Source organism: Streptomyces sp. NTD91 (assembly GCF_059510455.1).
In genome coordinates this window covers 230,996-244,649 of record NZ_JCAJZW010000008.1, presented here as the reverse complement: position 1 = coordinate 244,649, position 13,654 = coordinate 230,996, and the positions used below count along the sequence as shown (strand labels likewise).

At 72.5% G+C, this 13,654-nt stretch carries 15 protein-coding genes; 13 read left to right on the top strand and 2 right to left on the bottom strand.

Going from position 1 to position 13,654, the window contains the following annotated elements; translation table 11 throughout:
• Positions 1 to 48: 48 nt before the first annotated feature.
• Together AC5WRT_RS12590 and AC5WRT_RS12585 are read right to left on the bottom strand one after the other, a co-directional pair.
• A complete protein-coding gene (locus AC5WRT_RS12590) occupies positions 49 to 282 on the bottom strand; it encodes a hypothetical protein (RefSeq protein ID WP_496093098.1) in 234 nt (77 codons plus the stop codon).
• Complete coding sequence (locus tag AC5WRT_RS12585; protein WP_496093099.1) at positions 279 to 599, bottom strand: hypothetical protein; 321 nt, start codon at positions 597 to 599, stop codon at positions 279 to 281. The genes AC5WRT_RS12590 and AC5WRT_RS12585 overlap by 4 nt, the downstream gene beginning before the upstream one ends.
• Positions 600 to 1,073: 474 nt before the next feature.
• Between AC5WRT_RS12585 and AC5WRT_RS12580 the strand changes: the two genes are divergently transcribed.
• The 13 genes from AC5WRT_RS12580 to AC5WRT_RS12520 all read left to right on the top strand — a co-directional run bounded on the left by AC5WRT_RS12580 (position 1,074) and on the right by AC5WRT_RS12520 (position 13,593).
• Positions 1,074 to 1,361: a helix-turn-helix domain-containing protein gene (locus tag AC5WRT_RS12580; RefSeq protein WP_496100228.1), complete on the top strand. Its 288-nt coding sequence runs from the start codon at positions 1,074 to 1,076 to the stop codon at positions 1,359 to 1,361.
• Between the two features lie 145 nt (positions 1,362 to 1,506).
• Complete coding sequence (locus AC5WRT_RS12575) at positions 1,507 to 2,475, top strand: SMP-30/gluconolactonase/LRE family protein (protein ID WP_496093101.1); 969 nt, start codon at positions 1,507 to 1,509, stop codon at positions 2,473 to 2,475.
• A 69-nt stretch (positions 2,476 to 2,544) separates the two neighbouring features.
• Positions 2,545 to 3,003, top strand: coding sequence for a fluoride efflux transporter CrcB (crcB, locus tag AC5WRT_RS12570; RefSeq protein WP_496093102.1), 459 nt, complete (start codon positions 2,545 to 2,547; stop codon positions 3,001 to 3,003).
• Entirely contained in the window at positions 3,000 to 3,380 is a 381-nt protein-coding gene (locus AC5WRT_RS12565; protein ID WP_496093103.1) for a DUF190 domain-containing protein, read from the top strand. The genes crcB (AC5WRT_RS12570) and AC5WRT_RS12565 overlap by 4 nt, the downstream gene beginning before the upstream one ends.
• Positions 3,377 to 3,751, top strand: coding sequence for a fluoride efflux transporter CrcB (gene crcB, locus AC5WRT_RS12560; RefSeq protein ID WP_496093104.1), 375 nt, complete (start codon positions 3,377 to 3,379; stop codon positions 3,749 to 3,751). The genes AC5WRT_RS12565 and crcB (AC5WRT_RS12560) overlap by 4 nt, the downstream gene beginning before the upstream one ends.
• 75 nt (positions 3,752 to 3,826) lie before the next feature.
• A complete protein-coding gene (locus AC5WRT_RS12555; RefSeq protein WP_496093105.1) occupies positions 3,827 to 4,663 on the top strand; it encodes an undecaprenyl-diphosphate phosphatase in 837 nt (278 codons plus the stop codon).
• Positions 4,664 to 4,835: 172 nt separating this feature from the next.
• Entirely contained in the window at positions 4,836 to 5,516 is a 681-nt protein-coding gene (locus AC5WRT_RS12550) for a FadR/GntR family transcriptional regulator (RefSeq protein WP_496093253.1), read from the top strand.
• Positions 5,513 to 6,952, top strand: a complete 1,440-nt coding sequence (locus AC5WRT_RS12545) for an amino acid permease (protein WP_496093106.1) — start codon at positions 5,513 to 5,515, stop codon at positions 6,950 to 6,952. Before AC5WRT_RS12550 ends, AC5WRT_RS12545 begins: the two co-directional genes overlap by 4 nt.
• Before the next feature lie 40 nt (positions 6,953 to 6,992).
• A complete protein-coding gene (locus AC5WRT_RS12540; protein ID WP_496093107.1) occupies positions 6,993 to 8,009 on the top strand; it encodes an asparaginase in 1,017 nt (338 codons plus the stop codon).
• A 40-nt stretch (positions 8,010 to 8,049) separates the two neighbouring features.
• Entirely contained in the window at positions 8,050 to 9,462 is a 1,413-nt protein-coding gene (aspA, locus tag AC5WRT_RS12535; RefSeq protein ID WP_496093108.1) for an aspartate ammonia-lyase, read from the top strand.
• Between the two features lie 64 nt (positions 9,463 to 9,526).
• A complete protein-coding gene (locus AC5WRT_RS12530) occupies positions 9,527 to 10,465 on the top strand; it encodes a glutaminase (RefSeq protein ID WP_496093109.1) in 939 nt (312 codons plus the stop codon).
• Between the two features lie 228 nt (positions 10,466 to 10,693).
• Positions 10,694 to 12,208, top strand: a complete 1,515-nt coding sequence (mptB, locus tag AC5WRT_RS12525; RefSeq protein ID WP_496093110.1) for a polyprenol phosphomannose-dependent alpha 1,6 mannosyltransferase MptB — start codon at positions 10,694 to 10,696, stop codon at positions 12,206 to 12,208.
• On the top strand, positions 12,205 to 13,593 hold the full coding sequence (locus AC5WRT_RS12520) for a glycosyltransferase family 87 protein (protein ID WP_496093111.1): 1,389 nt from the start codon (positions 12,205 to 12,207) through the stop codon (positions 13,591 to 13,593). Before mptB ends, AC5WRT_RS12520 begins: the two co-directional genes overlap by 4 nt.
• Positions 13,594 to 13,654: the final 61 nt, after the last annotated feature.

Below are 13,654 nucleotides of genomic sequence, written 5' to 3'. Positions count from 1 at the left end.
CCCGCCACGGCTTCTTCGATCCTGACCGCTAGCGGACTCCCCGTGCCCCTACTCGTTGCGCAGCACCTCGGCGACGGTGAGCCGGGCCGCGCGCCGGGCGGGGACGAGGGCGCCCATGACAGCGATCGCAACGCCCGCGAGGGCCGGCAGCGCAAGGCTCGGCGCGTGCCACACATCCGTCATGCACGACGGCAGGGTGATGTCGACCCCCGCCGCCATCCGGGGCACCACCAAGCCGTGGGCGGCGATACCCGGCGGAATGCCGAGCGCCGATCCGATCACCCCAGCACCGTCATCGACGTCACCGTCATCACCGTGACCTGGCGCGGGGTCATCCCGATCGACTCCAGCATGCCGAGATCCCGGCGCCGGTCGTGGGTGTTGAGCACGGCCGTGTCGAACACGCCGAGGGAGGCGACCGGCGCCAGCATCAGGGTGAGGGCGGTCGCCGAGCCGACGACGGTCCGGGCGACGCTGTTCGGGCCGACGAGGAGCGTACTGATCCCCCGGTCGCCGATCCGGGCCGCGCCCGCGTACGCGTCCGGGTCGGTGCCGTGGCGCGGTCTGACGTGGTAGGCGATCGGTCTGCCGCCCGGCACCAACGCGGTGACCGTGGGTCAAGGTGCCCGTGATCCTCCGGTCGTTTTCGGTCAAGTCCCACGTGGCCCGCATCTTCGCCGAGCTGGGGCTACGCGATCGGGCCCAGGCAGTGGTGCCGGCCTGTGAGACAGGGCTCCGCCCCGGGGCGCGCCAGGAACATGCCGGACGCTGTGGCTCGGCGATGAGTAGCGGGCGGTGTCCGGTGGCGCCGGTCCCGCCGCGGCGCCGAGAACTCGGCCACGACGACAAGGCCCTCTGCACCATGACGTGGTTCAGCCACCGCTGAACCCCCGGTGAGGTGCCCGGCGGTAAGGGGCGGCCGGGCGCCCGCCGATGTCCCGGCTCATGGGGAACCGCCCCGCACGTGCGGAGGTGCGGTACCGGACAACGACCGCCGAGTCCCGGCCGCGGCGGACTCGTCGGCGGCACAGTGGGAACACTGCGTACGAGGTGGCCGGGACGGAGGCGGACGGATGACGGGAACCCCCTCGGGCCGGATGCGGCAGACGATCCTGCAATGGCTCAAGGACCCCGAGGTCCACTTCCCGGCGCCCCGTGGCCGCGACCTCGCCGAGAGGGGCGTCACCGCGCGCGCCGTCGCCGCCAAGCTGGGCGTGCCGCGCCGGACCGCCCTCGCCCATCTCGACTTCCTCACCCGGCTCGGCGTCCTGCGCACCCGCCGCGGCTGGTGCCGCACCTACTACAGGCGCGACGAGATCCGCATCGCCGAGGTGGCCCGGGTCTTCGAGAAGGGCTGGTGACAGACGTCCGCCGTGCCGCGCCGGGGCCGGGACGAACCGGCCGACGGCGCCGCACGGGGTCCGACCGCACCAGACGCTCCCCGAGGCGCCGACGAGCACGCGGCGGACCGGAGATGATGGGCCGACCGACGGAAGGGCACCGCACATGGACAGACCCACGGCACTCGTTCCGCTGCACTACGTCGCCCTGGGTGCGGGCGGCCCCGAGGACGTGGTCGCCGACGCGCACGGCCGCGTGCTGACCGGAGTGGCGGACGGCCGGATCCTGTGCGTCCACCACCTCGGCGACCCGCGAACGGCCCGCGTGGAGGTACTGGCCGAAACCGGCGGCCGTCCCCTCGGGCTCGAACCGCTGCCGGACGGCGGCCTGCTGGTGTGCGACGCGGAGCGCGGCCTGCTGCGCGTCGACCCCGGCACCGGCTCCGGCCGCACGGTCCGCGTCCTCGCGGACTCGGTGGCGGGGGAGCGGCTCCGCTTCTGCAGCAACGTGGTCGCCCTGCCGGACGGCACTGTGTGCTTCACCGTCTCCAGCCGCCGCTACCCACTCGAACAGTGGATCGGCGACATCGTCGAACACACCGGAACCGGACGGCTGCTGCGCCTTCCACCCGAGGGCGGCGAGCCCGAAGTCCTGCTGGACGGGCTGCAGTTCGCCAACGGCCTGGCGGCCGGCGCGGACGGCTCGTTCCTGGTGATCGCCGAGACCGGCGCCTGCCGGCTCACCCGCTACCACCTCACCGGCCCGCGCGCCGGTCACGCCGACCTGTTCGCCACGCTCCCCGGCATGCCGGACAACCTCTGGCGCGAGGGCCCCGACGGCCCGCTGTGGGTCGCGCTCGCCAGTCCCCGGGTCCCTCCGCTGGACCTGTTGCACCGCGCCTCGCGCGCCGTGCGCGGCGCCGCCGCGCGGGCCGCCGTCCACGCTCCGTACCGCCCGAGCCGGACGATCGGGGTGATGGCCCTCGACGACGCCGGCCGGACCGTGGCGCACCTCACCCGCAGCCGCTCCGGCTTCCGCATGATCACCAGCGTCTGCGCGGCCGGGGACCATCTCGTTCTCGGTAGTCTCTGGGAGCCCGGCGTCGCGGTCTGCGCGCGGCCCCCCGCCCGCTGACCCGGCGGTAGGCTGGTGCCCCGGCCATGATCACCCGTTCGGGGCAGGCTCAGGAGGAGACGTACCAGCATGACAGCGGAAGCCGAGAGCCTCCGTGTCCGCCCCGGCCCGCGGCGGCGGTCCGAGTGGCGCACCCAGGCACCCGTCGTCACGGTGGTCGCGCTCGGCGGTGCCGTCGGGGCCTGCGCCCGCTACGGACTCGCGCTCGCCCTTCCCACCCCGCCCGGCGGCTTCCCCTGGGCGACGTTCTGGGCCAATGTCACCGGCTGCGCGGTGATCGGTGTCTTCATGGTGCTCATCACCGAGGTGTGGGCAGCCCACCGCCTGATACGCCCCTTCTTCGGTACCGGTGTGCTGGGCGGCTACACCACCTTCTCCACCTACACCGTCGACACCCGCAAGCTGCTCGACGCCCACCGCGCCGGCCTCGGGCTCGTCTATCCCGCCGCGACGCTGTGCGCGGCCCTCGCCGCGGTGTGGCTCGCCTCGGTGGCCGCCCGCCAGGTGCTGATCAGGAGGCAGCGATGACGTCACTCACCGGCCGGGCCCTCAGGCTCACCGTCTACATCGGCGAGGACGACACCTGGCACCACAGGCCGCTCTACTCGGAGATCGTGCACCGCGCCCACGCGGCCGGACTCGCCGGGGCGAGCGTCTTCCGGGGCGTCGAGGGCTTCGGCGCCTCCTCCCGCATCCACACCTCCCGCCTGCTGTCCCTGAGCGAGGACCTGCCCGTGGCGATCGTCGTCGTGGACACCGAGGAGCGGGTGCGGGCCTTCCTGCCGCAGCTCGACGAACTCGTCGGCGAGGGGCTCGTGACCCTGGAGGAGTGCGAGGTCGTCCGGTACGTGGGGCGCTCCGGCGCCACCGAGGGCCCGGACGGGAAGGGGAAGAGGTCGTTGTGAACTGGCTGCTCGTCATCGCGGGGGCCGCGGTCGGCGCACCGCTGCGCTATCTCACCGACCGCGCCGTGCAGGCCCGTCACGACTCCGTCTTTCCCTGGGGCACCTTCGTGGTGAACGTCACCGGCTCGCTGATCCTCGGGCTGCTCACGGGCGCTCTCTCCGCAGGGGCGGTCGGACCGCACGCGCAGTTGCTCGTGGGTACCGGGTTCTGCGGAGCGCTGACGACGTACTCGACCTTCTCCTACGAGACGCTGCGGCTGGCCGAGGCCGGCTCCGGCGCCTACGCCGCCGTCAACGTCGTGGGGAGCCTGGCGGCGGGCCTCACCGCCGCCTTCGCGGGTGTCTCGATCGCCGGCGCCCTGTGGGCCTAGACGCCTGCCAGGGCGCCGGACACAGCACGTACCGTCCACAGCAATGTCGACCAACACTCCTCAGAACTGGATCCCATGAGCGCCATCTCCGTCGGTCAGGCCGTCGTCCTCGGAGTCGTCGAGGGGGTGACCGAGTTCCTCCCGGTGTCCTCCACCGGTCACCTGAAGATCGCTGAGGGGCTCATGAACATCCCCGTCGACGACAAGTCCGTCGTTGGTTTCTCCGCCGTCATCCAGGTCGGCGCCATCGCCGCCGTGCTCGTGTACTTCTTCAAGGACATCAAGCGGATCGTCTCCGCCTGGGGGCGCGGCCTCCTCCACCGCGAGGAGCGTTACCACCACGACTACAAGTTCGCATGGTGGGTCATCTTCGCCACCGTCCCGATCGTGCTGGTCGGCCTGGCCGCCAAGCCGCTGATCGAGGGGCCGCTGGCCTCGCTGTGGGTGGTGGCCGCATCGCTGATCGTCGGCTCGGCCGTGATGTGGTGCGCGGACCAGATGGGCCGGCACAAGCGCGGGGAGGACGACACGTCGTTCAAGGACGCGATGTGGGTCGGGTGCTCGCAGATCCTCGCCCTGCTCTTCCCCGGTTTCTCCCGTTCCGGCGCCACCATGTCCACCGCGCTCGTCCTGGACCTCGACCGCGTCGCCGCCACCCGCCTCTCCTTCTTCCTCGGCATCCCGGCCCTGACCGGCGCGGGCATCTACGAACTCAAGGACGCCCTCGGTGCGGGCGTGGGCGCCGCCCCGCTCGCCGCCGGCACGACAGTGTCCTTCGTCGTCGCCTACGCCTCGATCGCCTGGCTGCTGAAGTTCGTCGCCAAGCACTCCTTCAACGCCTTCGTGATCTACCGCGTCGTCATCGGCGTGGGCCTGCTCGGCCTGCTGGCCGCGGGCACGCTCAACGCCTGACCGAGACCTATTGGTCACCACCGGGTGCGGATGTCTGTATTCAGACATCCGCCCCCCGTGAATGTTTCCTTGCGGAACGCCTTGACAGCCACCGCCCGCAACCCGCAGGATCGCTCCCGTGAACCTGTCAGACAGCCAGACAGGTGGCCCGGGTCCGCGACGCGTCAGCGCGATGGAAGCGGTCCTGGCCCACCTCCGCGGTGCCATCGAGCGCGGCGAGTACGCCGTCGGCGACAAGCTCCCCTCCGAGGCCGAGCTGTGCCGCACGCTCGAGGTCTCCAGGCCCGTGCTGCGCGAGGCGCTGCGCGCGCTGCAGACGATGGGCCTGACGGTCTCCCGGACCGGCAAGGGCACCTTCGTCGTCGCGAGCGCCGTCGAGGACCCCACGTTCGGCGACTACGCGGCCAGCGACCTGCTCGAGGTGCGCCGTCACGTCGAGATCCCCGTCGCCGGCTACGCGGCCGTCCGCCGCACCCCGGAGAACCTGGACCACCTGGCCCACCTGCTCGACCGCATGGAGCGCGAGACGGACACCACGGCCTGGGTCGCGATGGACACGCTCTTCCACCTCGCTGTGGCCGAGGCCGCCCAGAACCCGGTCTTCCGCCGGGTCATCGAGGAGATCCGGGACGCACTGGCGCGTCAGTCGGCCTTCCTCAACCAGCTGGGCGGCCGCCGCGAGCAGTCCAACCGCGAGCACCGGGCGATCGTCGAGGCGCTGATCGACGGTTCCGAACACGACGCCGTGGGGGCCATGAGCCACCACCTGGACCGCGTCGAGACGACCCTCACCGACATCGTGCGTCCCCAGCGGACGGACGACCTCCCCACGGAAGGCGGACCCGAGGCGTGAGCGAGCAGCACCTCAAAGACGAGACGCGCCCCTCGTCCGGCCATGTCGACGCCGGAGACACCGGCTACAGCAAAGGCCTGAAGCACCGGCACGTCAACATGATCGCCATCGGCGGAGCCATCGGCACCGGCCTCTTCCTCGGCGCGGGCGGCCGGCTGGCCGACGCCGGGCCCTCCCTCTTCATCGCGTACGCCGTCTGCGGCGTCTTCGCCTTCCTGGTCGTGCGCGCGCTCGGCGAACTCGTCCTGTACCGCCCGTCCTCCGGCGCCTTCGTCTCGTACGCCCGGGAGTTCCTGGGTGAGAAGGGCGCCTACACCGCGGGCTGGATGTACTTCCTCAACTGGGCGACCACCGGCATCGCCGACATCACGGCCGTCGCCACGTACACGCACTACTGGGGCATGTTCTCGGACGTTCCCCAATGGTTGATCGCATTGATCGCCCTGGCCGTCGTGTTGACCGTCAACCTGATATCGGTCAAGATCTTCGGCGAGCTGGAGTTCTGGTTCGCGATCGTCAAGGTGTCGGCGCTGGTCGTCTTCATGTGCATCGGCATCTTCCTGCTGGTCACCCAGCACCCGGTCGCCGGTCACCACCCCGGGCCGTCCCTGATCACCGACAACGGCGGCGTCTTCCCCAACGGCCTGCTGCCCATGCTGCTGATCATCCAGGGCGTCGTCTTCGCCTACGCCTCCGTCGAACTGGTCGGCGTCGCCGCCGGTGAGACCGAGAACCCCGAGAAGATCATGCCGAAGGCGATCAACTCGATCATGTGGCGCGTGGGCCTGTTCTATGTCGGCTCCGTCGTCCTGCTCTCGATGCTGCTGCCCTGGAACAAGTACAGCGCGGGCGAGAGCCCTTTCGTGACCGTCCTGTCGCACATCGGCGTCCCGGCGGCCGGCGGCGTGATGAACCTGGTCGTGCTGACCGCCGCCATGTCCTCGCTGAACTCCGGCCTGTACTCCACCGGCCGCATCCTGCGCTCCATGGCCATGAGCGGCTCCGCCCCCGGGTTCACCGGCAGGATGAGCCGCAGCCAGGTCCCCTACGGCGGGATCCTGCTCACCAGCGGCGTCTGCGTCCTCGGTGTGGGCCTCAACTACGTCGTCCCCGCCGACGCGTTCGAGATCGTGCTCAACTTCGCGGCGATCGGCATCCTCGCGACCTGGGGCATGATCATGGTCTGTCACCTGCTCTTCTGGCGGAAGACCCAGAGGGGCGAGCTGACCCGGCCGTCGTACCGGCTGCCGGGCTCGCCCTGGACCGAAGTCGTGACGCTGGCGTTCCTCGCGTCCGTCTTCGTCCTCATGTACGCCGACGGCGGCGCCGGACGCACCACCGTGCTCTGTCTGCCGCTGATCGCCGCAAGCCTGGTCGCCGGGTGGTACGCCATCCGCGGCCGGGTGTCCCGCACCTCCACCGGCACCGACGCGTGACCCGCGTACCGGCCGGACCGACCCCCCGATACAGGCAGTGATGTACAGCAGTTCCCCCGCCGACGCACCCGTCGTACGCGAACCCCTCCACGCTCCCGTCGCCCACCTCGTCCGCGGTGGGGTCGTCGAGGGCATCCACTACGGCTCCGTCGTCGTCCTCGGCGCCGGCGGCCGGGTGGACTTCCAGCTCGGCGACATCGAGGCCGCCTTCCACCCACGCTCGGCCGTCAAGCCCCTCCAGGCCGTGGCCATGCTGCGGGCCGGGCTGCCGCTCGACGGCGCGCTGCTCTCGCTGGCCGCCGCGAGCCACTCCGGCGAGGAACGCCACCTCGCCGGCACCCGGCGCATCCTCGACCTCGCCGGACTCACCGAGGACGACCTGCGCAACGTCCCGGACCTGCCGTACGACCCGGCCGTGCGGGACGCCTGGATCCGCGAGGGCCGGGCGCCCTCCCGGCTCGCCCAGAACTGCTCCGGCAAGCACGCGGCCATGCTGTGGACCGCCAGGCTCAACGGCTGGTCCCTGCGGGACTGCCTCGACCCGGAACACCCGCTCCAGCAGGCGATCCGGGAGATCGTCGAGGACCTCACCGGGCAGCGGGTCGCCCACGTCACCGTGGACGGCTGCGGCGCGCCGCTGTTCTCCATCTCCCTGCACGGCCTCGCCCGCGCCGTGTCCCGGATCGCCTCGGCCGCGCCCGGCACACCGGAGGCGCAGGTCGCCGACGCGATGCGCGCACACCCCGAGATGGCCTCCGGCGCCGGCCGCGACGTGGCCGCCCTGATGCGGGCCGTGCCGGGGCTGCTCGCCAAGGACGGCTTCGAGGGCGTGCAGGTCGCCGCGCTGCCCGACGGCCGGGCCGTCGCCGTCAAGATCGCCGACGGGGCGAATCGCGCGCGGATTCCGGTGGCCGCGGCCGCACTCGCGCGCGCGGGCGTCGACCCCGGGCTCCTGACCGCCTTCGGCGGGGAGCCGCTGCTGGGGGGCGGGCAGCCGGTGGGATGCGTGCGGGCCGTGCGTGCGCTGGATCCGGTTCCGTTCACCGCTCGCGCGTAGTCCGCCGCCACCGACACCTCAGAAAGAGGCCTCACCCCACATGACCGCCCCCACCACCCGCAGCGAACACGATCTGCTCGGAGACCGCGACATACCCGCCGACGCGTACTGGGGTGTGCACACCCTGCGCGCGACCGAGAACTTCCCCATCACCGGCACCCCGATCTCCGCCCACCCGCACCTGATCGACGCCCTGGCCGCCGTCAAGGAGGCCGCCGCGCTCGCCAACGAGGAACTGGGCCTGCTGCCCCCGGACAAGGCGCGTGCGATCGTCGCCGCCTGCCGAGAGATCCGCGCGGGCGAGCTGCACGACCAGTTCGTCGTCGACGTCATCCAGGGCGGCGCCGGCACGTCCACGAACATGAACGCCAACGAGGTCGTGGCGAACCGCGCGCTCGAACTCCTCGGCCGCGCCAAGGGGGAGTACACGCACCTGCATCCCAACGAGGACGTCAACCTCGGTCAGTCGACCAACGACGTCTACCCGACCGCCGTCAGGATCGCGACGGTGTTCGCGGTCCGTGGGCTGCTCAAGGCGATGTCCGTCCTGCAGGACGCCTTCGCCCGCAAGGCCGTCGAGTTCCGTGACGTGCTCAAGATGGGTCGTACACAGCTGCAGGACGCCGTGCCGATGACGCTCGGTCAGGAGTTCTCCGCGTTCGCCGTCATGATCGAGGAGGACCGCAGCCGTCTCGCCGAGGCCGTCGAGCTGATCCATGAGATCAACCTCGGCGCCACGGCGATCGGTACCGGTCTCAACGCCCCCGCCGGATACGCCGAGTCCGCCCGCCGGCACCTGGCCGAGATCACCGGGCTGCCGCTGGTCACCGCCGCCAACCTGGTGGAGGCAACCCAGGACTGCGGCGCGTTCGTCCAGATGTCCGGCGTGCTCAAGCGGATCGCGGTCAAGCTCTCCAAGACCTGCAACGACCTGCGGCTGCTGTCCTCCGGTCCGCGCGCCGGTCTCGGTGAGATCAACCTGCCGCCGGTGCAGGCCGGTTCGTCCATCATGCCGGGCAAGGTCAACCCGGTGATCCCCGAGGTGGTCAACCAGGTCGCCTTCGAGGTGATCGGCAACGACGTCGCCATCACCATGGCCGCCGAGGCCGGACAGCTCCAGCTCAACGCCTTCGAGCCGCTCATCCTGCACTCCCTGTCGGAGTCCGTCACGCATCTGCGCAGGGCCTGCCTGACGCTGGCCGAGCGCTGCGTGTCCGGCATCACCGCCAACACCGAGCGGCTGCGGGCCGGCGTGGAGAATTCCATCGGCCTGGTCACGGCGCTCAACCCGCACATCGGGTACACGGCCGCCACCGAGATCGCCAAGGAGGCCCTCGTCACCGGCCGGGGCGTGGCCGAACTGGTCCTGGAGAAGGGCCTGCTGCCCGCCGACCGGCTCGCCGGCCTGCTGCGTCCCGAGGTGGTCGCCGGAAGCGGCGCGCCCGCCGCCTGACCTGCGGTAACAGGCAGATATCGGCCCGGGCGCGAATGGGCTCCAGGACCGGTCGGGAGGCACAATGGTGATCATGACAACGACGTCGTCCCTCGCTTTCCTGCCGGTCCTGGAGCGCATCGCCGAGGAGATCGAGCGCACGCCCGGCCGCGGCCGGGCCGCCGACTACATCCCGGCGCTCGCCGCCTGCGACCCCCGCCGCTTCGGCATGGCCGTCGCCGAGCTGGACGGCACGGTGTACGGGGTGGGGGAGTGGCGCGAGCCGTTCTCCACGCAGTCCATCACCAAGGTCTTCACGCTGGCCCTGGACCTGGCCCGCGAGGGCGACGAACTCTGGGAACACGTGGGCCGCGAACCCTCCGGGAACCCCTTCAACTCCCTGGTCCAGCTGGAGTACGAGAACGGGATCCCGCGGAATCCTTTCATCAACGCGGGTGCCCTCGTCGTCACCGACCGCCTCCAGACCCGTACCGGGGACGCGGCCGGCGAGCTGCTGGCGTTTCTGCGCGCCGAGAGCGGCAACGACTCCCTGCACTTCGACATGGAGGTCGCCGCCTCCGAGAACGCGCACGGCGACCGCAACGCCGCACTCGCCCATTTCATGGCGTCCTACGGCAACATCGACAACGACGTGCCGACCCTGCTAGACCAGTACTTCCGGCAGTGTTCCATCCGGGCGTCCTGCGCCGACCTGGCCCTCGCCACCGGCTTCCTCGCCCGGCACGGCGTCCGCGCCGACGGCGGCCGACTGCTCACCCGCAGCCAGGCCAAGCAGGTCAACGCGGTCATGCTGACCTGCGGGACGTACGACGCGGCCGGGGACTTCGCCTACCGCGTCGGTCTGCCAGGCAAGAGCGGGGTCGGTGGCGGGATCATCGCGGTCGTACCGGGCCGGTGCACGCTGTGCGTGTGGAGTCCGGGCCTGGACGAGCGCGGCAACTCGGTGGCCGGAGTGGCGGCGCTCGACCGGTTCACCACGCTGACCGGGCTCTCGGTGTTCTGACCCCTCCGGCCGGTGCGGGACCTTTCAGTCCAGGAACTCGTGCGGCAGCGGCAGCAGCAGGGCCGTACGGCGCATGAGTGCCGCGTGGGTGGTGCCGGGCAGGACCGCGAGACGCGCGTCCGGGATCAGCTCCAGCATCTCTGCCGCCGGTCTTCGTGCGGGCGGAGCCGTGCGCCACTGTGATCACGTCCGTTCGGTCGGCTGCCGGTCGCAGGGGTGACCCTCCGGATGCCCCGAAGTCATCGTCGCTCACGGGCCGGTCACGTGCGGGCCGCCCGCCGGTGGGCGGAGCGTCGCCTTCCGGCCACCCGGCGTCGACACGCTGAAGCAGTGTTGACCATGGCGTTCCCCGTCGATCTCCGCCGCTGCCAGCTGCTCGGGCTGGTCGGCACCGCGTCTCTCGCGCTGGGCGGCGAGACGGCCGGTGCGCTGCCCGTGCAGGACCTCCTGGCCCCCGCCTCGGCGCAGGCGGCGCTGGGCGTCGTCGGAGTGTACTTCGGGGTCGTTCTGCTGCTGGCTGCCTGGGTGCTCCTCGGCCGCCTGGTGCGCGGCCCGCAGCCGCCCACCCCGCACGCCCTGCTGCTGGTGCTCGCCGTGTGGACGGCGCCGCTGCTGCTCGCACCGCCGCTGTTCAGCCGGGACGTCTACAGCTACCTCGCGCAGGGCGCCATGGTCGACGCCCACATGGACGTCTACACCCACGGCCCCGCCCAGCTCGGCGGCCCGCTCGCCGACGAGGTGGCCCCGATGTGGCAGCACACCGGCGCCCCCTACGGCCCTGCCTTCCTGGCGCTGGCATCCGCACTGTCCGGCCTGACCCGCGGCCGGCTGCCCGCCGGCCTGCTCGGCATGCGCCTGGTCGCCCTGCTCGGCGTGGCCCTGATGGCCGCGACGCTGCCCCGCCTCGCCCGGCACTGCGGCGCCGACCCGGCCGCCGCCCTGTGGCTCGGCGCCCTCAATCCGCTCGTGCTGCTGCATCTGGTGGCGGGCGCCCACAACGACGCCCTGATGCTCGGCGTGCTGGGGCTCGGCCTGGTCGCCGCCCGCGGGGACCGGCCCGCCGGCGGAGTCCTCGGGGCCGTCCTCGTCACGCTCGCCGCCCTGGTCAAGGCGCCGGCCGCGCTCGGGCTGCTGGCGGTCGTGGCCCTCCGGGTCCGTTCCGGCCGCCGCCCGCTGCCGGCCGTCGTGACGGTGGCTGCCGCCTCCGCCGTGACGACGGTCGCCGCCACGGCCGTCGCCGGCACCGGCTACGGTTGGATCGGTGCCCTGAACACCCCGGTCTCCCCGCACAACTGGGCCCTGACCAGCCTGCTCGGCCGCGCCACGGGCGCCCTGCTGGAGCACCTCGGCAGCGGCCTGGCCCCGCTGGCCGTGCCCGCGTGGCATGTGCTCGGCCTCGCCGCCACCGCCCTTGCCGTGGCGCTGATATGGCTCCGGATGCGCGTCGGACCGGTGTACGCGCTCGGGCTCAGCCTGCTGACGGTCGCCGTGTTCGGCCCCGCGATCCGCCCCTGGTACGTGCTGTGGGGCCTGTTCCTCATCGCCGCCGCCGCGCCCAGCACCTCGGTACGGCACCGGGTCGCGGCCCTCGCGGGAGTCCTCGCCCTCGCCGTCCTGCCGAGCGGCGGCCCGGCCGCCCCCGGCCAGCTGGTGCTCGCGGTCTCCGGCGGGGTGCTCGGCGTGGTCGTCCTGTGGCAGGCCCACCAGGTGGTGCAGGCCCCGGCACCGGGACGCATCGCGTGAGCGGGCCCCGTACGACGAGGGGCCGGCTGCTGCTGGTCCTCGCCCTCGCCGCCGCCGTGGCGGTGTTCACCGCCACCGTGCCGCTGCTGCGCGGTTTCTTCGATCTGCGCGTCTACTACGGCACGGTGCACACCTGGGTGCGCCATGGCGGCCGGATCTACGACTACCGGGTGCCGGGCACCTCGTACGGCTTCACCTACCCGCCGTTCGCGGCCCTCGCGATGCTGCCGCTGGCCCCACTCGGCCGGACCTCGGCGATCGTGGCGTCCCTGCTGGTGAACCTGGCCGCGCTGGCGGTGGTCCTGCGCATCCTGGCCGGGCCCGGCTGGCGGCGGCACGGCTGGTACCGCTGGTCGCTGTGCCTGTGCCTGCTCGCCCTGTTCGAGCCGCTGCGGGACACCTTCAGCTTCGGCCAGGTCAACCTGGTGCTGCTCGCCCTCGTCCTCGGCGACTGCCTGCTGCTGGCGACCGGCCGGGAGCGCCGGGCGGGCGCCGGGATCGGCCTCGCCGCCGCGGTGAAGCTCACGCCGGCCCTGTTCATCGGCCTGCTGCTGCTCGCCGGACGGCGCCGGGCGGCGGGCGTGGCGACGGCCGTCGCCCTCGTGGCGAGCGCGCTGGCCGCCTGGGCGGACCCGCGGGCGTCCCGGTTCTACTGGACCGAGGCGCTGTGGGACACGAGCCGGGTGGGTCGGCTGGACTATGTGTCGAACCAGTCGCTCCAGGGGGTGTTGGCCCGCCTCGGCGAGCCGGCACGCCCGCTGTGGGCGGCGGCGGTCCTGCTGACCCTGTGCGTCTGGGCGTGGCGGGCGCGCAGTGCGGTGCGGGTCGGCGACTGGGCGGCGGCCTTCGCCCTCACCGGGGTGGCGGCCTGTCTGGTCAGCCCCATCACCTGGGTGCACCACCTGGTGTGGCTGCTGCCGTCCTTCGCCGTGCTCCTGCGCTCGGGGCGCCCGCGGACCGCGGGCGCCCTGTTCGCGGTGCTGTGCACGAGCGTGGTCTGGCTGTGGTTCGACGGCGCCTCCGGTGTCGGCGGCTTCCTCGGCAGCAACACCTACACCTGGATCACGCTGGGCCTGCTCCTGGGGCTTCCGGCGGGTCAGTCGCGCGCCGCCCGCCTGCCCCTGGCCCGCAGGGTCAGCGTCAGCGCCACAGCACCCACGCCGAGTCCCGAGAGCCCCGCGACGACGGCGGGACCCTCCCAGCCCGAGTCGTCCGCCGCGGGGGACGCGGCGGCGGCCACCGGTGCGGTCGCCGACGCCGGGCGGGACGTGACGGCGCGCTGCCCGTCCAGCGAGCCGACGGGGTCCACCCGGCCGGCCGCCGCGAAGCCCCAGTCGAGGAGCTTGCGCGCTTCCTCGTACACCGTGAGCCCGCCGCCGACCTGAGGGTGCATCACGGTCACGACCAGCGTGCGCCCGCCCCGGCGAGCGGCGGCCACCAGGGTGT